Below are 15,750 nucleotides of genomic sequence, written 5' to 3' on the forward strand. Positions count from 1 at the left end.
GAGCGACGGAGCGGGGGAGCGAAGCGGCGGAGCGGAGGAGTGAAGAACGAGACAAAGGGGGGCCCCGAACCCGCGCCGCCGGAGGCGGCGCCATGACACAGCACCCGCGCCGCCGGAGGCGGCGCCTAAATTACAGCGCCGATCACCCAAACTCCGGTCGCGAGCAGGGCGCCCAGCAACTCCACCAGGATCGACAGCCCGACCCCCTTGATCGCATGCTTACTCGACACCCACGCCTGCCGGTTGTCGGGTATCCGCGCCATCTCCGAGAGATACACCCCCACAACGAAACCCACGAACAACCCGATCACCGGGATCACGAAGAACCCCACGATTCCCGCGAGCCCGCCCAGCAGCAGGGTCCGGTTGGGAATCCCCGCCTCTTTCAGATTCCGCCCGGGCCAGGTGTATTTCACGACCCCCGAGATCACCAGCAGCAGCGTGCTGATCCCCAGCACCACCCACGCCGTGACGCCGCCGGTGAGGAACGCCCACACCGCGATCGCCGCGAAGATCAGGATCACCCCCGGCAGAATCGGCACCACGATGCCGACCAGGCCGACCAGAATCACCAGGCCGACGATGATTTCACCCCATACGCTCACCTCACCAACGTAGCCCGAGTCGCGGTTGTGTGCCGGACCGCCGAAAAGCGCGTTCGCCGCCGCGCGGGGTGGTCGATACAATCGCAGGCTCGGCGGCGATCGGACTCGGGCGACGGGTAACGGGCGGAGGAGGTCGACAGGTAGTGCAGGTCACGACACTGCGCAGGTATCCGGTGAAATCCATGCTCGGCGAGGACGTACCCGAACTGGTGGTGGACGACAGCGGTGCCACCGGTGACCGGGCGATGGCGGTTGTCGATACGGCCACCGGTCGTGTCGCCACCGCCAAGCAGCCACGGTTGTGGCGGCGGCTGCTGCAGTGCTCGGCCACCGGAGAACCAGGGCGGATACACATCACCTTGCCGGACGGGAGAACCATCGAGGCCGGTTCGCCCGACGCCGCGCACCTGCTGAGCGAACTGCTGGAGCGCGACGTCCGCCTCAGCGATCGGCGCCCCGACGGTGCGGAAATGGAACGACCCGACCCCGAGGAGGTGCTGGCGCAGGGGGTCGATGCAGCCCTGGACTACGCGACCCTGCCCGTCGGCGCCGGCACCCCCGGAGGTTCGTTCGTCGATTTCGCCCCGCTACACCTGATCACCACCGCCACGCTGGACCATCTCGATATCGAGGCCCTGAGATACCGCCCGAACCTGATCGTCTCCACGCCACCGGGGTTCGCACCATACGGTGAAAACGACTGGCTGGGAATGGAATTGGCAATCGGCGATGTGCGGCTGTCGCCGATAACCCCCACTCCCCGCTGTGCCGTGCCGACCTTGGAACACGGAGACCTGCCGCGCGCCCCGCAGGCGGTCCGCCGCCCGATGGCCGAGAACCGGGTCGATGTCGCTATCCCGGGACTCGGTGCACTGCCGTGTGTCGGGCTGTACCTGGCTGTGGTGCAGGGCGGCACCCTCCGCGCCGGAGACCAGCTCGTAATCGGCTGAACTCGGCGATCCTCTGGGACGTGCCGCCACGTGGGAGGGCGCCGGCGATCAGCTCCCGCGCGGTGGTGCGGTGATCGCCGGGGCGGTAGCGCGGGTTTCACATGTCCGGGTCGACCCGGCGAAGTGCCGATGCCAGCCATTCTGTGCGCCGATGTTCCTCGGGCATTGCTTCCAACCCCGCTTCGGCCTCGCGCACAGCTTCGGTCGGGTATCCGAGGCGAGCCAGCACACCGGCGCGCTGAACGGCTGCGAATCCCGGACTCCACCAGTACATGGAATCCGGTGGATCGGCGTCCGGCGATTCCGGCAACAAGGCGCGTGTGGCTTCTCGTTCATCGTCCATTTCCGCCAGCATCTCGGCACGGCGCATACGTCCGTAAGCGTCGATGACAGGATGAGTGCCACGCACTGAAAGCGCGGCGTCATACAGATCGAGAACCGCGGCGAAATCGCCTGTGCTGGCGGTTACATAGCCGAGAAATCCGAGGCTGTGCGCGAGCCTGTCCGGGTCGCCTGCCGCCCGCGCAATTTCCACGGCTGTGCCCAGCGTGCGCCGTGCTGTGGCATCGGCTCCGACCGCGTGCTCGAGCCAGCCTCGGTACTGGACGACTTCGCTTGCGAGCGCGGTAGGGCTGTGCGACACCATCTCCGTGAGCCCTCGCACGGTAGGAAGCACGGTGAGCGCCCCGGTAGCGTCCTCGACGCGTCTCAGTGCGCCCAAGATGTCGGCAACCTCATGTAGTGCGCCAGCATTCACAGCAGCGGGAGCTCTTGCCACGCTGGTGATCCGCCCGAGGTCCGCACCCAGCACGCGCTCATATGCGGCAACCACGCCAGGGGGCACCGCCCGCTTCCCCGACTCTATGAGGCTGAGATAGCTGGCGCTGTAGTGCGTCCGGCGACCGAGTTCGCGCAGCGAGATACCGGACGATTGCCGCGCTGCGCGCAGGATTGCGCCTGCCCCTGACTCCATCTCCCCTCCATAGCCGCAAACACCTGTCAACACTCGCTATCTGTCCAGGGTATGCCGCATAGCCATAGCGTCAATCCCAGCGCCGCCGGTACTCGTCTCATGCGATTTCGCCGAGTCGTCGGCGGTCCATCAACCAAGCCGATGACCGTGAGGTGACTCCATGGGCCAGAACCTGCCGCCGCTCCCTATCCGTCTGCCTGTGAACCGCGTGATGGATGTGGCGCAGCGGTATGCGTACACGAGCCGCCAAAACGACTGCGAGCTACTGAAGCGGATCGCTGCCGGGCTCCGCGCATTACCCGCCACTCACGCCGCCGCCCAAGACTGCACCGGCCTGCCGATCGAAAGCTGTCCCCACGGCTATCAGGTGGACAAGATTGCCGGGCGGCTGGACAGAGTGCCGTCATGAACCGCTCGATCGCGTTCGGCTGGATCAACGTCGATATCAGCCGCTCACCGGAATCCGATCGCGCACATATACGCTGCTTCGCACGGCATCTCGGGTACCGCCTCGTTTGGCCCCGTGAACTTTCGGTGCTTCCGGTCGTCGATCAGGTGCGTAACGCAAGCGCCGACTTGGTGATTCTGCCGGCGCCTGACCACCTGAGCGCGGTCGAGCTCAATGCGGTTATGGATGTGGCCGACGTGGAGACGGTATTTCCACGGCTCAGCTTCGCGCGCTGGGCGTTCCAGCGGCCGGCGCCATGAGCGTCCTTGTGGTTGCCGGATACGCGATCGCGATCGGGCTGCCATTGCTCGTCATCGCGGCAGCGATCTGGTGGCCGCCGTGGGTGGGCCCCAGGACTGATCAGGCTGAGTACGGGCGGCCGGTCATTTCGCGCCCAGTGCAGCCACCGTTCCCCGCCGCGGCGGATACGTACGGTAATGCGTCTATCCCTGCGGGTCGAGTCCGAGCACGCGCGCGGTGAGGTCCAGGACGCCGGCGCGGTGGCGTTGGGCGCCGACGAAGTCCGTGAGATCCGGGCGCATGCTGGAGAACAGGGCCAGGGTCAGGAATTGCGCGTCGGCATCGGGGTCGAGCTGGGCGATGAGTTCGGTGAGCTGATTACGCCAGGGCGCCCAGGTGTCGGAGTTGCATCCGTCGGGCATGGCGCGGGTGAGGGGTTGTAGTTCGATGGCGGTGAGGTCGAAAACCGCGGCTACGTAGGCCAGTATTCGTTCGCCGACCGGAACCGTCGTATCCGCCGCGTGTTCGCGCGCCGCGGTCCACGCGCGCTGGGTCCGGTCGTCGAACAGGGCGCGGATCAGGCCTTCGCGATCGGTGAACCGGCGGAACAGTGTGCCCTTGCCGACTCCGGCGGCCGCCGCGATCTCGTCCATGGACACGTTGTCGAGTTTGTCGTCGCAGATCAGGCGCCCGGCCACCGCGAGGATCGCGGCGCGGTTGCGTTCGGCGTCGGCGCGCATCCGGAGCCTCCTGTTGACATAAGCGGACTGATGGTCCGTATGATAGCGAATGTTAAACGGACTGATAGTCCGGAACGAGAGGTGGAGTTATGCGTGCCGTTCGCTATCACGAGTACGGGCCGCCGGAAGTGCTGCGGATCGAAGAAGTCGACGACCCGGTGCCGGGCGCGGGCGAACTGCTCGTCCGCACCGTGGCCACCGGCGTCAACTACTTCGAAGTCCAGGTACGAGCCGGGGTTCTTCCCGAACCGCTCGGGCTTCCGCTGCCCCATACGCCGGGGATCGAGGTGGCCGGGGAGGTGACCGCGGTCGGGCCCGGAATCGAGAAGAGCCGGATCGGCGAGCGCGTCGTCGCGACTGTCGCCTCCGGAAGCTACGCCGAACTGGTGGTGGTACCGGCCGAAGTCGCCCGGCCGCTGGACGAACGACTCGGCGAGCACCAGGCGCTGGCGCTGCTCGGCCAAGGCGGGACGGCCGTCGGCCTGGTCGACGTAGCCGAACTCGGCCCGGCCGATACGGTGCTGGTCGAAGCCGCGGGCGGCGGTATCGGAACACTGCTGGTGCAGCTGGCCAAACGGGCGGGCGCCCGGGTGGTCGCCGGGGCGAGCGGCGAGGCCAAGCGCGCCCTGGCCGCCGACCTGGGCGCCGACACAACTGTGGATTACACGCGCCCCGGCTGGACCGAAGAAGCCGGCCCGGTATCGGTGGTCTTCGAAACCGTCGGCGGGCCGACCGCCCGCGAGGCCTACACCCTGCTCACCGAACCCGGTGCCCGCATGGTGGTTTTCGGTACCGCGAGTGGCGCACCGGTCGAGATCGGCTCGGACCTGCTACTCCCGGTGGGGGCCTCGCTGATCCCGTTCAGCCTGGGCTACCGCCCGCAGCGGTGGCCCGAGTACATCAGGCGCGCCGAGGAATTGACGGTGCGTGGTGAGATCACGCCGGTCGTGGGAACGGTGCTCCCGCTCGCCGAAGCCGCCGCGGCGCACCGTGCCTTCGAGGAGCGCACGGCGCTGGGCAAAACGATCCTCACCGTCTGACCTCCGGCCGGCGCATGATCGGTCCGCGAGGTGGCCGCTCAGCAGTTCGATGGGACGGTGGTAGTCGAACCGGTGCAGGCCCGGCGCACCTCACGTGAGGAGTTCGGCGGCCATGTCGAATGCCTCGATGAGCCGGCCCGGTTCGCCGTTGCGCCGGGCCTGTAGTGCCTCCCGCACTGCGCCGGCCTGGGTCCAGCGGCGGGCGCGATCACGGTCGACCTCTGCGGCCTCGCAATAGATATCGAGGTAGCGGAGCAGCGCCGGACGGGGGCCGGCCGTGGTGAGCAGGGGGCCGAAGCGCGGGCTGAGCAGGACATAGAGCGCTCGCGAGTTCGGCCATCGCACCGATTATTTCCCGCTCCCACTCGCCTACGCTGTCGGATAATCGAGGAAGCCCGGCAGGCGCCGGGACGGCCAGGCGGTGGCTGAGCCTGCCTTGGATGGTCAGCGCTTCTTCCGGGTCGGCGATATCGGTCAGCGTTGCGCTTCGGGCCTGTTCCAGCAGCACGGCGAGGTTGCTGTCGTCCCGCTCGTACAGCTGGACCGCGCCCGCACCGTTCCAGACGGCCAGTGCGGTTGCCTCGTGCAGGCTTCCGTAACCGGGGAACGACACCTTGATGACGGCGGATGGATGATCGCGACACCGTACCGGCAGAACGATGCCGACCCGGCCGTGCCGCACCGGGCCGGCCGGGTCGCAGTGCCAGCGCTGCAGTAGTTCGTCGATCAGGTCGGGCAGCGAGACGAGCCACGCCCGCGCCTGGCCACCCGCGCTAGCGACCAGGCCGCGGGCGAACGCTGCGGGCACCTCGAACATGGCGGTCCTCCGTGAGGTTTCGGTTGCGCGCGGTTCAGTTGCCGGTACCGGGTCCGAGGACGCGGTCGAGGAGATGGTCGACGAGGGTGATCGCGGAGTCCGCGGTGTAGTGACCCTGGATCATGCCCTGGGTGATCCCGCCGGCCGCTACCAGGATGAGTTCGGCGTCCAGTTCGCGGTCGCCGCGGCCGGGTGGTGTCCGGTCGGTTCGTGCGAGCTGGTGGGCCAGCAGGGTGACCAGGGCGCGAGGGGCCGCCAGGGTTTCTTCGGTGGTGATGCCCTGGCCGGTGATCGCCGCCGCGGCGAAGGCGCCGAGGACTATCGCTTCCTCTCGGCGCTGATCGTCGAGTGGGAGTAGTTCGGTGAGTACCGCTTTCACGGCTTCGCGGGGTTCGGCATGTTCGCCGAGTTCGGACCAGCGCCGGCCGAAGCGGGTGCCGGCGTCTTCCATGACCGAGCGGTGCGTGGCGAGCAGGAAATCGCGTTTGGTCCCGAAGTAGTACTGCACGAGTCGCACCGAGAACCCGGCTTCGGCGGCCACCGTCTGGAATGTCACCGACTCGAGGCCGCCCGCCACGATGACGCGGCGCGCCGCATCGGTGATCTGCCTGCGCCGGATCTTGTGATCCACCAATCGGGGCACCTGTCTGCCTTTCCTCCGGGACAGCTTTTGATGATATGCATGTATCCTAAAGATGATATGGTCATATCATCAAAGAGGGAGAGGGGCGATCATGCCGAAACTGGGGCGATTCACCAGCGCGGAAGCGAAGGACGAATTCGTACGCGCCTATGACGCTGTGGCCGCGAAGTGGCCGGTGCCGTCCACGAATATCGACGTCGACACGTCGTTCGGGACCACGCGGGTGCGTAGATCCGGAAGTGGGCCAGGTGCGCCGATTGTGTTGCTGCCCGGTATCGGCGGCAACGGTCAGGTGTGGTTCCGGTTCGTCGAGGACCTGGCGCGTGACCATGTCGTGTACACCCCGGACATCATCGGCTGGGCGGGATGCTGTGTGCAGACCGCGCCCGTGCGCGATATGGAAGATATCGCGAAGTGGATGGCCGAAGTGCTCGATGGCCTGGGCGAGGATCGCGTCCATCTGGCCGGGAATTCGCTGGGCGCGTGGCTGGCCGGCGTGATCGCGGTGTACCGGTCCGACCGCCTGGCGAGTATGACCATGTTCGAGCCGAGTGCTGCGACATTCGCCAAGCCGCGCCTGGGACTGCTGGTGAAATTCATTCTCTCGGGTGCGCGGCCCACGCCCGAGAAGCTGCGGAAGCTCAACAGCTGGCTGATGCCCGGTTACGAGATGACCGAGGAGGAGTTCGCTCTTGCCGTCGCCACGCTGAAGTTCCGGGCGGCGATGCCGTGGGACCGCCCGTTCACCGACGAACAACTGGCGGCCGTCACCGTGCCGACGCTGGTGCTCTTCGGTGCCGAAACGGTGGTCAGCGATCCCGAGGCAGGTGCGGCCCGCGTCCGCGCTCACATCCCCTCGGGTGCGGCCGAAATCTACCCGGGTGTGGGTCACGATCTGCTGTGGGCGAATCCGGAGCAGGTGATCCCGCGCTTTCTGGCTTTCGTTGCCGAACACGATCCGGTACGGCGTTGAGCCGGAGCGCGCCGGCCCGGTATGAGGGCCGGCGAGAACTGGAGTATTGCTGCCTCCATATGTAGCACGTATGCTACATACTGTCGGAGTTGGACGATTGGGAGGTCTCATGGCTTCGGGTGACGACGTGGTACTCGATGTCGGCGCGCTGCGAATGCGCTACGACACCACCGAGGTACTGCGCGATGTGACATTCCAGGCGCGGCGCGGGGAGGTCCTGGTGATGCTCGGGCCGAACGGGGCGGGTAAGACCACCACCATCGAGGTTCTGGAAGGGTTCCGTACGCGTTCGGCGGGTGCGGTGCGCGTGCTGGGTGTCGATCCGGCACACGGGGACGAGGCGTGGCGGGCGCGGATCGGTGTGGTGTTGCAATCCTGGCGGGATCACGCCAAATGGCGGGTGCGGGAACTGCTCGGCCATCTCGGGGCCTTCTACCGGCCCTACTCCGACGACCACATGCGAAAACCTTGGGACACCGACGAACTCATCGAGCTGGTCGGGCTCACCGAGCAGGCGGGCGCGAAGATCTCCACACTCTCCGGCGGTCAGCGCCGGCGGCTGGATGTGGCAATCGGGATCGTGGGCCGGCCGGAGGTGCTGTTCATGGACGAACCCACGGCCGGTTTCGACCCTGCGGCCCGCCGCGATTTCCACGATCTCGTGCACCGCCTGTCCGACCTGGAGGACACCACGGTGCTGCTCACGACCCACGACCTCGACGAGGCGGAGAAGCTCGCCGACCGGATCCTGATCCTGGCCGGCGGGCGCATCATCGCCGACGGGTCCGCCGACGAACTGTCGCGCAGTATCGCCGGCGAAGCCGAGGTGCGCTGGACCGTCGAGGATCAGCGTTTCGTGCACACCACCACGGAGTCCACGAAATTCGTGCACGAACTGTTCAAACAGCACGGCGACCGGATCGGTGACCTCGAGGTCCGCCGGGCATCGCTGGAAGACACCTATATGACACTCGTCCGCCGCCACGAATCCGGGGAACCCGGCGCGGCGGTGCACACTCTCGCGGAGGTCGCCCGATGAATCCCACCGCCGTCCGCGCCGGTTTCGCCCGCGCCTGGATCGAACTGCGGCAGATGTATGTCAGCGCACCGGATCTGATCGGCCAGTTCATGACCCCCGCGCTGTCGCTCGCGGCACTCTATCTGCTGCGCAACCGGGAGTACTCGGACAGCGGAATGTCGATCGCCGAACTCGCCCTGCCCGGGTTGATCGGCAGCATCATCGCCTTCAACGGCCTGTTCGCGATCACCAATGTGCTGGTGCTCGACCGTGAGGACGGCACGCTCCTGCGTGCCAAAGCGATACCCAACGGGATGGCCGGCTATTTCGTCGGCAAGGTGACCACCGCCGCCGGCTCGGTGCTGGTGCAGGTGCTGGTCATCCTCGCGGTCGGCATGCTGATCATCGGCGGATCCGCCCTGGACAGCCCCGGTGACTGGCTGACCTTCGGCTGGGTGATTCTGCTCGGTCTGCTCGCGACACTGCCCATGGGGGCGATCCTGGGCGGTGTCCTCGAGGGTCCGCGCGCGACCTTCCTCCTGACGATGCCGCTGATGGGTCTCATCGCGATCTCCGGCATCTACTACCCGATCACGGCGCTACCGAGCTGGTTGCAGGCCGTCGCCCAGGCGTTCCCGATGTACTGGGCGGGTCTCGGGATGCGTTCGGCGCTGCTGCCGGCCGAGACGGTGACCATCGAGATCGGCCAGTCCTGGCGGCATCTCGAAACCGCCGCGGTGCTGGGGGTATGGGCCCTCGTGGGCCTGCTCGTCGCGCCGGTAGTGTTGCGACGCATGGCGCGTCACGAATCCGGGTCGAGTATGGCCGCCCGGCGGGAGAAGGCGATGCAACGTGCCTTCTGAGGTCATCTACAACCGCATCGCGATGCTGCGCGCCGAGCGCGGCATCTCGCGGCGGCAGCTGGCCGAGGCGCTGGGCGTCCACTATCAGACCGTCGGCTATCTGGAACGCGGCGAATACAGCCCCAGCCTGCACCTGGCGTTGCGGATCGCCGCGTACTTCGAGGTGGCGGTGGAGGTCGTGTTCTCCACCGAACCGTTCCCGCGGCTCGGGTCGGCCACGGAAACGGCCTGAGCTCTCGGTGCGGCCGGTTCTCGGCCCGCGTCGCGATGGCGCGGCGCGCGCATACGGCATACGGGCGGATTGCGGTCTGCGCGATCCGGAGCCGGCGGTGGTCAGTAGAGGAAGTCCGCGAGGATTCCGGCAACCTTGCCGGGGGCTGTGGACGGCGCGAAATGTGTTTGCCCCGGCATGATTTCCATGGTCGCTCGCGGCATCACCGCGGCCAGCCGTTCGACGGTTTCCGGCATCGGTTGCCAGGTGTCCGCGCCGCATATGAGCAATGTCGGCACGGTTACCGATGCCCATCGATCCAGATAGGTGGTGTCGCCGACCATCGACTCCAGGTCCCGGCTCCAGCCGTAGGAGTCGTCCGGGGTGTCCTCGGCGTCGTCGATGGCGGCCGACTGCGCGAGCAACGGCGCCGGCACCCGGGCCACTTTCTCGGCAAGCAGCCGCTGCGCCTGCTTGTGCTCCCCGTTCGCGGCCAGCTTCTCGAATCGGGACAGTACGGGCGCGAGTTCCGTACCCGCCGCGTACAGCGGCGGCTCCCAGAGAGCCAGCGAGCGGACCGGGAGCCCGGACGCCGCCGCGTGCAGCGCCACCGTTGCCCCGTAGGACATGCCCACCAGATGTGCCGGGCGGCCGATCATGCCGATCATCGCGCCGAGGTCGCGCACCTCGTCGGCGAAATGTTTGGGGGAGTGCCCGGGCCCGCTCGGCGCATACCCGCGCCGGGCCGGCAGCCACAGATCGAACCGGTCCGGGAGATGCTCGGCCACCGGTTGCCAGGAGTGCAGCCCGCCGCCCGAACCGTGGATCATGATCACCGGCGAGCCGTCGCCGGCCCGGTGGTAGCAGATCACGGTCCCGTCGAACGATGCGAACGTCGCGGGCGGCAGGTTCGTGAACAACGGCATGCGCCTACTCTCGCAAAGTCCGCCGCACCCCTCCAGCGCATTCGCGTCTCGATTCCCCGCGCTGCGCACCCTCGTGCAACGCCCTTCGGCTACGGCAGCAGTTCCAGCCCGTCGCAGTGCACGGGTCGAACGGCATGCATGTGACGGTGATCGATCGACGCGATCCGCTTCACGCCGAGCCGCTCCGCGACGGCGATCACCGATGCATCGGCGGCGCCGAGGGGAAAGCCGGCATACTGATGCGCCAGCGCGGCGACGCGCTGCCAGTCTGCCGCGGTGAGTTCTTCGATGATCAGCTCGCCCTCGACGATCGAATCGAGGAACCTGGTCTCGGCGTGGGGACCGATCTGAGTTTGCGCCAGATAGCACACCTCGGTCACGATCAGGCTGGGTACGACAAGGTCGCCGTTGAACTCATCGAAGAGAGCCACGGATGCGTCGTGGTACTTGTCGCGCTCGTTGAGCACTGCGACAAGCGGGCCGGTATCACAAACCAGGGCACTCACTGCCGCGAGTCGCCGAACTCGCTCGCGCGGAGATAGTCCTCGGCATTTTCAGCCAGGTCTGCAGGCCCACGACCGGCCGCAGTGAACGAAAGCCGGTGGCGGCGCGCCGGTGCCGGCTCTGTGCTTGATCGAGGCGACTCCGCGCGGCGGCCGAGCATCGATTCCACGACGACGTACACGGCCTCCGCCTGTTCCGGGCTCAAGCGGTCGACAGCCCGGTGGAGTTCGTGATAGTCCGGCGCGATCGTCATGCTACGAGGATAGCCAACCACGGCCTGTCCGCGATTCAGAAGAGAGTCGGTTCGCCGAAGCCCGCGGTGCGTTCGATGGCGAGTAGGCGCTGTTTGGTTTCGACGCCGCCGGGGGCGGAGAACCCGTGCAGCGCGTGGTCGGCGGCCAGGACTCGGTGGCAGGGGATGATGAGCGGGATCGGGTTGCGGCCGAGGGCCTGGCCGACGGCCTGGGCGGCGCCCGGAGTGCCGGTGCGGTCGGCGACCTCGCCGTAGCTGAGGGTGTGGCCGGGGTCGATGGCGCGGGTGACGGAGTAGACGGCGCGGTGGAATTCCGGGAGGCCGGTGAGGTCGAGAGGGATCGCGCGGAGGTCGTCGAGATCGCCGTCGAGATGGGCGCGGATCAGGGTGAGCGCGACCGCGCGCGGGCCGGTGGTGGGTACGGAGAGCCGGCGGGCGTCGGACATGAGCCGGGTCGGATCGGGGCCGGGGAGGTGGAACCGGGCCACCGCCTCGCCGCGCCAGGCGATGGCGCAGCGGCCGATGGCGGTGTCGAAATCCATCGCGTCGAGTGGGGTGGGACCGGGCATAGCGACAGTCTGCCCGCGGCCACCGACAGCTGCGGGTACCGGTTGGTTCACGCCGAGGCCGTGACGTGACGCTCCTGTTGTCATACTGTCAATATGTTCCGCGGGCGGCCGCGGGCGCACACTGGATCGACGACGAACCGAGGTAAGGCGTGAGCACACCATCCACCGCCAAGCAGGGCCCGCTCGCGGGCATTCGCGTGATCGAATTGGCCGGAATCGGGCCGGGGCCGCATGCCGCATTGCTGCTCGCCGATCTCGGCGCCGATGTCGTGCGGATCCAGCGGGCCGGTCAGCTGCCGGGCGGGGCCGACCGGCCGACGCTGCGTGGTCGCACCGTCGTGGAGGCCAACCTGAAGGACCCGGCGGATATCGAGAAGGTGCTCGGCCTGGTGGAGAAGGCCGATGTGCTGCTCGAGGGATTCCGGCCGGGCGTCACCGAACGGATGGGGCTGGGGCCGGACGTCGCCCTGGAACGCAACCCGCGGCTGGTCTACGGCCGGATGACGGGCTGGGGGCAGTTCGGGCCGCTGGCCGACCGCGCCGGTCACGACATCAACTACATCAGCCTCACCGGTGTCCTGCACGCCATCGGCCGCAAGGGTGAACGTCCGGTACCGCCGCTGAACATGGTCGGCGATTTCGGTGGCGGCTCGATGTTCCTGGTCTTCGGTGTGCTCGCCGCCTTGGTGGAACGCCAGAATTCCGGTAAGGGCCAGGTCATCGATGCCGCGATGATCGACGGCACGCTGGCGCTGTCGCAGATGATCTGGGCATTCCGCGGGATGGGCGCCTGGAGTTCGGAGCGGGGCACCAACCTGCTCGACACCGGTATGTCCTTCTACGACACCTACGAGACCTCCGACGGCAAGTACATGGCGGTCGGCGCGATCGAACCGCAGTTCTACGCGCAGCTGCTGGCCGGGCTGGAAATCGACCCCGAGGGTCTGCCGTTCCAGCTCGACCCCGCCGGCCAGGACGAGCTGAAGAAACTGTTCACCGACAAGTTCCGCAGCAAGACCCGCGACGAATGGTCCGAGATCTTCGCCGGCACCGACGCCTGCGTCACCCCGGTCCTCACCTTCGAGGAAGCCACCGAGAACGAGCACATCGCCGCCCGTAACTCGCTGATCGAGCTGGAGAATGTCACCCAGCACGCCCCGGCGCCGCGGTTCTCCCGCACCCCCAGCGGCACCCCCACCCCGCCGCCGACTGCGGCGACCTCGATCGATTCCGTCTGGACCGACTGAACCGAGTGGGCGCCGGCCTCGATCTTGCTGCTCGTGCCGGCGCCCACCCGGTCTGCTGTCGTCGGGCGTGCCGCGGTCGCCCCGGGCTGATATCCTATTTCCAATATGTATATCAAGGGGAGGTTGTGGCTATGTCCAGAACGGTGATCGACGTGGATGACGAGGCGCTCGCCGAAGCGGCCCGGCATCTTGGTACGACAACGAAAAAAGATACGGTGAACGCTGCGCTCCGGGAGATCGGCGATCGCCGTCGCCGGGCGGCCGCTATCGCTCGTATGCGTCAGATGGTTGCGGAAGGGGAGATCGATTTCGACGCAGCTGACGGTTCTCCCCGCAACGGCCGGGTGGCGTGACAGAACTGTTCTTGGCCGATACCAGCGCGCTGGTCAGGTTCTTTCGCCGGCAGAGCGGCCCGGATTGGGACGATTGCGTTGCGGCGGGTCTGGTAGGCATATGTGAGCCGGTGCGCCAGGAGTATCTGCGTGCGGCCGGAGCTCGTAGCGCCTACTACGAGGCCGATACCCTGTTGCGCGAGACCTTCCCTTATTACGCAGTGCGAGACGGTGTATGGGATGACACTGCGGACCTGCAGCATCGGCTCGCGGAGAAGTCCTGGCATCAATCGGCGAGCCCGGTCGATCTGCTGGTCGCGGTGACGGCGACTCATCACGAATTGACTGTCTTGCACGACGACACCGATTTCGAAACCGTCGCGCGCCTGACGGGTCAACCCGTGCGGCGTATCTGCTGATCCCGGCGGGCGGAAGCGCCGGTGCGACTCTCTTCTATGCATGCCTTTCGAGGTGCGTACGGGCCTTCGTGCGCACCTCGACGGCAGTTCTTCTCCGGATGCCTGGTCATCGGGTGGCGAGGCGGCGGAACTCCAGGACGGTGGCGATCGCGTAGCCGGTACCGCCCGCCACCGCGAGAACCCAGAAGAGGCCGGTGGCGGCGAAGCAGAGGGCTACCGCCGCGACCAGCGCGAGCCAGGCGCCGAGGCCGTAGTGCAGGACGTTGCGGCGGGCGGCGCCTTCGCTGAGATAGATCAGGCCGACGATGAGACCGGAGCCGGCGGGCCAGAGGACGGATTGCAGCTCGGGCAGGTTCAGGGTGGCCGTGAGACCTGTGATGGCGACGGCGAGCGCGGCGAAGCCCACCACCCAGGACAGTCCGAGGAGTTTGCCGCTGAGGGCTTCGGATTCGGGCGCCCCGCGTTGAGCCCGCAGGGCGGCCCGGGTGGCGCATACCGTTCCGATCAGCAGACCGATACCGAGCAGGGTTATCGGCAGCCACCCGGGCAGGGCGACAAGGGGATCGGTGCCGGTGGAGATCGCCGCGGCGCCGTGGCCGGCGATATAGGCGAGCCCGAAGCCGATGTAGGCGGCGCGGTTGTCGACCTCACCGGTGCGGTCGGCGATCGGGGTGGGCAGGGTGGCGGTGGTCATGAGGTGTCTCCGAGTTCGGGGTGTGGGTTCGGTAAATGGGGGGCCGCGGGCGACGGCTCGGCAATCCGGCGGCCGTGCCCAAGGTTGGCGCCGGCCCGGACTTCGGGCCGCTGCGGGTGTAAGCAGCGCGTGGCTCAGGCGGGGCGGGCGTCGGGGACCAGGACCACCTTGCCGGCGACGGTTCGCGATTCGGCGAGGGTCAGTGCCGAACTTGCTTGCGACAGTGGGAATTCCGCGGCGATCTGCGGGGTGAGGACCCCATCGGCGAGCAGCCGCAGAACTTGGGTGAGATCCTCACGCAACCGGCTCCGGAAGGTATCGAGGCGGCGCCGGCCGGCCCAGAAGTTGTAGAAGTGCGCACTCTTACCGTTGGGCAGGTAGTTCCAGAGCGCCAGCCGGGCGAAGAGTTTCAGCACCGGCATTTGTGAATTGCCCTCGACGTCCTTGGTGGCCGCGGTGCCGTAGGAGACCAGCGTGCCGCCCTTGCGCAGCAATCGCCACGAGCCGACCACCCCGGCGCCACCGACATGGTCGAATACCGCGTCCACACCGTCGGGCGCGATATCGGTGATTCGCCGATACATCTGTGGGTCGCGGTAGTCGACGGGTATCGCGCCGAGTTCCCGGACCAGCGCGTGGTGGCGTGGGGAGGCCGTGCCGATCACCGTGACCCCGTGGTGCCGGGCCAGCTGTACGAGCGTGGAGCCGACACCGCCGTTGGCGCCCAGCACCACGATCGTGCCGCCGGCTCGCACTCCGGCGGTCCGGTGCAGCATCTGCCACGCCGTAATGCCGTTGACCAGCACTGTTTCGGCGGCGGCCGCACTGACCTCGGCCGGTACCGGCACCAGGTCCGCAGCGTCGAGCAGCAGCGAACTGGCCCAGCCGCCGACCTTGGTGACGGCCGCGAACCGGCGTCCGATCAGGGCGGGGTCGACACCCGGGCCGGTGGCGGTGACGGTGCCGACCACGTCGTAGCCGGGGACGAAGGGGAACGGTGGCTGGTCGAAGTATTTGCCGCGGCGCATCTGCTGCTCGGCGAACGAGACGCCTGTCGCGGCGAGCTCCAGGACGACCTGTCCCGCGGCGGGTGCGGGCAGTTCGCGGGTGGTGATCCGGAGGCCGGCGGGTTCGACCTTGCCCGGCAGCACGATCTCGGTGGCGGTAGTGGTGCGGGTGATGCCGCTCATGGTGTGTTCCGATCCGCTGGAGTTGCGATAACGATCGTAAGGTTACGCACGTTAGTTGAAAGCCCGCAACAGCTAACGTGTGTAAGTTTTGTTCT

Annotated in this window: 22 protein-coding genes and 1 pseudogene; 11 read left to right on the plus strand and 12 right to left on the minus strand. The window is 67.5% G+C overall.

Annotation, left to right across the window (positions count from 1 at the left end; genetic code table 11):
- Positions 1 to 125: 125 nt before the first annotated feature.
- Entirely contained in the window at positions 126 to 605 is a 480-nt protein-coding gene (locus ACQEVO_RS32450) for a DUF456 domain-containing protein (protein WP_432920337.1), read from the minus strand.
- Positions 606 to 748: 143 nt separating this feature from the next.
- On the opposite strand from ACQEVO_RS32450, the gene ACQEVO_RS32455 reads away from it, so the two are divergent.
- Complete coding sequence (locus ACQEVO_RS32455) at positions 749 to 1,555, plus strand: MOSC domain-containing protein (RefSeq protein ID WP_432920340.1); 807 nt, start codon at positions 749 to 751, stop codon at positions 1,553 to 1,555.
- 97 nt (positions 1,556 to 1,652) lie between these two features.
- Here ACQEVO_RS32455 and ACQEVO_RS32460 read toward each other — a convergent pair whose 3' ends face one another.
- Positions 1,653 to 2,528, minus strand: a complete 876-nt coding sequence (locus ACQEVO_RS32460; protein WP_432920343.1) for a helix-turn-helix domain-containing protein — start codon at positions 2,526 to 2,528, stop codon at positions 1,653 to 1,655.
- Between the two features lie 160 nt (positions 2,529 to 2,688).
- Here ACQEVO_RS32460 and ACQEVO_RS32465 point away from each other — a divergent pair, with 160 nt between their 5' ends.
- Entirely contained in the window at positions 2,689 to 2,937 is a 249-nt protein-coding gene (locus ACQEVO_RS32465; RefSeq protein WP_432920346.1) for a hypothetical protein, read from the plus strand.
- Positions 2,934 to 3,236 (plus strand): hypothetical protein, encoded by a 303-nt coding sequence (locus tag ACQEVO_RS32470; RefSeq protein WP_432920349.1) that lies wholly within the window; start codon positions 2,934 to 2,936, stop codon positions 3,234 to 3,236. Before ACQEVO_RS32465 ends, ACQEVO_RS32470 begins: the two co-directional genes overlap by 4 nt.
- 183 nt (positions 3,237 to 3,419) lie before the next feature.
- Here ACQEVO_RS32470 and ACQEVO_RS32475 read toward each other — a convergent pair whose 3' ends face one another.
- A complete protein-coding gene (locus ACQEVO_RS32475; RefSeq protein WP_432920352.1) occupies positions 3,420 to 3,956 on the minus strand; it encodes a TetR/AcrR family transcriptional regulator in 537 nt (178 codons plus the stop codon).
- 89 nt (positions 3,957 to 4,045) lie between these two features.
- Here ACQEVO_RS32475 and ACQEVO_RS32480 point away from each other — a divergent pair, with 89 nt between their 5' ends.
- Positions 4,046 to 4,996, plus strand: a complete 951-nt coding sequence (locus tag ACQEVO_RS32480) for a quinone oxidoreductase family protein (protein ID WP_432920355.1) — start codon at positions 4,046 to 4,048, stop codon at positions 4,994 to 4,996.
- Positions 4,997 to 5,086: 90 nt separating this feature from the next.
- Here ACQEVO_RS32480 and ACQEVO_RS32485 read toward each other — a convergent pair whose 3' ends face one another.
- The 3 genes and pseudogenes from ACQEVO_RS32485 to ACQEVO_RS32495 all read right to left on the minus strand — a co-directional run bounded on the left by ACQEVO_RS32485 (position 5,087) and on the right by ACQEVO_RS32495 (position 6,444).
- Entirely contained in the window at positions 5,087 to 5,341 is a 255-nt protein-coding gene (locus ACQEVO_RS32485) for a hypothetical protein (RefSeq protein ID WP_432923415.1), read from the minus strand.
- A gap of 46 nt (positions 5,342 to 5,387) precedes the next feature.
- Positions 5,388 to 5,813 (minus strand): annotated as a pseudogene (locus ACQEVO_RS32490) (aminoglycoside phosphotransferase family protein); the annotation flags it as partial.
- Positions 5,814 to 5,847: 34 nt separating this feature from the next.
- Positions 5,848 to 6,444 carry a TetR/AcrR family transcriptional regulator gene (locus ACQEVO_RS32495; protein ID WP_432920358.1) on the minus strand — a complete coding sequence of 199 codons (597 nt, stop codon included), beginning with the start codon at positions 6,442 to 6,444 and terminating at the stop codon, positions 5,848 to 5,850.
- Positions 6,445 to 6,547: 103 nt separating this feature from the next.
- Between ACQEVO_RS32495 and ACQEVO_RS32500 the strand changes: the two genes are divergently transcribed.
- The 4 genes from ACQEVO_RS32500 (at position 6,548) to ACQEVO_RS32515 (ending at position 9,542) form a co-directional block, all read left to right on the plus strand.
- Complete coding sequence (locus ACQEVO_RS32500; RefSeq protein WP_432920361.1) at positions 6,548 to 7,429, plus strand: alpha/beta fold hydrolase; 882 nt, start codon at positions 6,548 to 6,550, stop codon at positions 7,427 to 7,429.
- A gap of 109 nt (positions 7,430 to 7,538) precedes the next feature.
- The gene (locus tag ACQEVO_RS32505; protein WP_432920364.1) at positions 7,539 to 8,468 is read left to right on the plus strand and encodes an ABC transporter ATP-binding protein; all 930 of its coding nucleotides are present in this window, start codon (positions 7,539 to 7,541) and stop codon (positions 8,466 to 8,468) included.
- Positions 8,465 to 9,310 (plus strand): ABC transporter permease, encoded by an 846-nt coding sequence (locus ACQEVO_RS32510; protein WP_432920367.1) that lies wholly within the window; start codon positions 8,465 to 8,467, stop codon positions 9,308 to 9,310. Before ACQEVO_RS32505 ends, ACQEVO_RS32510 begins: the two co-directional genes overlap by 4 nt.
- Positions 9,300 to 9,542 (plus strand): helix-turn-helix transcriptional regulator, encoded by a 243-nt coding sequence (locus ACQEVO_RS32515; RefSeq protein WP_432920370.1) that lies wholly within the window; start codon positions 9,300 to 9,302, stop codon positions 9,540 to 9,542. The genes ACQEVO_RS32510 and ACQEVO_RS32515 overlap by 11 nt, the downstream gene beginning before the upstream one ends.
- Positions 9,543 to 9,643: 101 nt before the next feature.
- Here ACQEVO_RS32515 and ACQEVO_RS32520 read toward each other — a convergent pair whose 3' ends face one another.
- From ACQEVO_RS32520 to ACQEVO_RS32535, 4 genes are all read right to left on the minus strand, one after another.
- Entirely contained in the window at positions 9,644 to 10,447 is an 804-nt protein-coding gene (locus tag ACQEVO_RS32520) for an alpha/beta fold hydrolase (protein WP_432920372.1), read from the minus strand.
- Between the two features lie 89 nt (positions 10,448 to 10,536).
- Positions 10,537 to 10,953 carry a type II toxin-antitoxin system VapC family toxin gene (locus tag ACQEVO_RS32525; RefSeq protein ID WP_432920374.1) on the minus strand — a complete coding sequence of 139 codons (417 nt, stop codon included), beginning with the start codon at positions 10,951 to 10,953 and terminating at the stop codon, positions 10,537 to 10,539.
- Positions 10,950 to 11,204, minus strand: a complete 255-nt coding sequence (locus ACQEVO_RS32530; protein ID WP_432920377.1) for a hypothetical protein — start codon at positions 11,202 to 11,204, stop codon at positions 10,950 to 10,952. Before ACQEVO_RS32530 ends, ACQEVO_RS32525 begins: the two co-directional genes overlap by 4 nt.
- Before the next feature lie 35 nt (positions 11,205 to 11,239).
- On the minus strand, positions 11,240 to 11,773 hold the full coding sequence (locus ACQEVO_RS32535; RefSeq protein ID WP_432920380.1) for a methylated-DNA--[protein]-cysteine S-methyltransferase: 534 nt from the start codon (positions 11,771 to 11,773) through the stop codon (positions 11,240 to 11,242).
- Positions 11,774 to 11,922: 149 nt separating this feature from the next.
- Between ACQEVO_RS32535 and ACQEVO_RS32540 the strand changes: the two genes are divergently transcribed.
- The 3 genes from ACQEVO_RS32540 (at position 11,923) to ACQEVO_RS32550 (ending at position 13,771) form a co-directional block, all read left to right on the plus strand.
- Positions 11,923 to 13,020: a CaiB/BaiF CoA transferase family protein gene (locus ACQEVO_RS32540; protein WP_432920383.1), complete on the plus strand. Its 1,098-nt coding sequence runs from the start codon at positions 11,923 to 11,925 to the stop codon at positions 13,018 to 13,020.
- Between the two features lie 131 nt (positions 13,021 to 13,151).
- Complete coding sequence (locus ACQEVO_RS32545) at positions 13,152 to 13,373, plus strand: type II toxin-antitoxin system VapB family antitoxin (protein WP_432920386.1); 222 nt, start codon at positions 13,152 to 13,154, stop codon at positions 13,371 to 13,373.
- Between the two features lie 11 nt (positions 13,374 to 13,384).
- Complete coding sequence (locus tag ACQEVO_RS32550) at positions 13,385 to 13,771, plus strand: PIN domain nuclease (RefSeq protein WP_432920389.1); 387 nt, start codon at positions 13,385 to 13,387, stop codon at positions 13,769 to 13,771.
- 106 nt (positions 13,772 to 13,877) lie between these two features.
- Here the strand turns inward: ACQEVO_RS32550 and ACQEVO_RS32555 are convergent, their stop codons facing one another.
- A complete protein-coding gene (locus ACQEVO_RS32555) occupies positions 13,878 to 14,465 on the minus strand; it encodes an ABC transporter permease (protein WP_432920392.1) in 588 nt (195 codons plus the stop codon).
- 134 nt (positions 14,466 to 14,599) lie between these two features.
- On the minus strand, positions 14,600 to 15,655 hold the full coding sequence (locus tag ACQEVO_RS32560) for a medium chain dehydrogenase/reductase family protein (RefSeq protein WP_432920395.1): 1,056 nt from the start codon (positions 15,653 to 15,655) through the stop codon (positions 14,600 to 14,602).
- Positions 15,656 to 15,750 lie beyond the last annotated feature (95 nt).

Source organism: Nocardia sp. CA-290969, assembly GCF_050936135.1.
Lineage (GTDB): Bacteria > Actinomycetota > Actinomycetes > Mycobacteriales > Mycobacteriaceae > Nocardia.

Coding starts and splice junctions, on each gene's coding strand:
- ACQEVO_RS32460 (WP_432920343.1), bottom strand. CDS start 2,528: ATGGAGTCAGGGGCAGGCGCAATCCTGCGCGCAGCGCGGCAATCGTCC.
- ACQEVO_RS32465 (WP_432920346.1), top strand. CDS start 2,689: ATGGGCCAGAACCTGCCGCCGCTCCCTATCCGTCTGCCTGTGAACCGC.
- ACQEVO_RS32470 (WP_432920349.1), top strand. CDS start 2,934: ATGAACCGCTCGATCGCGTTCGGCTGGATCAACGTCGATATCAGCCGC.
- ACQEVO_RS32475 (WP_432920352.1), bottom strand. CDS start 3,956: ATGCGCGCCGACGCCGAACGCAACCGCGCCGCGATCCTCGCGGTGGCC.
- ACQEVO_RS32480 (WP_432920355.1), top strand. CDS start 4,046: ATGCGTGCCGTTCGCTATCACGAGTACGGGCCGCCGGAAGTGCTGCGG.
- ACQEVO_RS32500 (WP_432920361.1), top strand. CDS start 6,548: ATGCCGAAACTGGGGCGATTCACCAGCGCGGAAGCGAAGGACGAATTC.
- ACQEVO_RS32505 (WP_432920364.1), top strand. CDS start 7,539: ATGGCTTCGGGTGACGACGTGGTACTCGATGTCGGCGCGCTGCGAATG.
- ACQEVO_RS32510 (WP_432920367.1), top strand. CDS start 8,465: ATGAATCCCACCGCCGTCCGCGCCGGTTTCGCCCGCGCCTGGATCGAA.
- ACQEVO_RS32520 (WP_432920372.1), bottom strand. CDS start 10,447: ATGCCGTTGTTCACGAACCTGCCGCCCGCGACGTTCGCATCGTTCGAC.
- ACQEVO_RS32530 (WP_432920377.1), bottom strand. CDS start 11,204: ATGACGATCGCGCCGGACTATCACGAACTCCACCGGGCTGTCGACCGC.
- ACQEVO_RS32535 (WP_432920380.1), bottom strand. CDS start 11,773: ATGCCCGGTCCCACCCCACTCGACGCGATGGATTTCGACACCGCCATC.
- ACQEVO_RS32545 (WP_432920386.1), top strand. CDS start 13,152: ATGTCCAGAACGGTGATCGACGTGGATGACGAGGCGCTCGCCGAAGCG.
- ACQEVO_RS32555 (WP_432920392.1), bottom strand. CDS start 14,465: ATGACCACCGCCACCCTGCCCACCCCGATCGCCGACCGCACCGGTGAG.
- ACQEVO_RS32560 (WP_432920395.1), bottom strand. CDS start 15,655: ATGAGCGGCATCACCCGCACCACTACCGCCACCGAGATCGTGCTGCCG.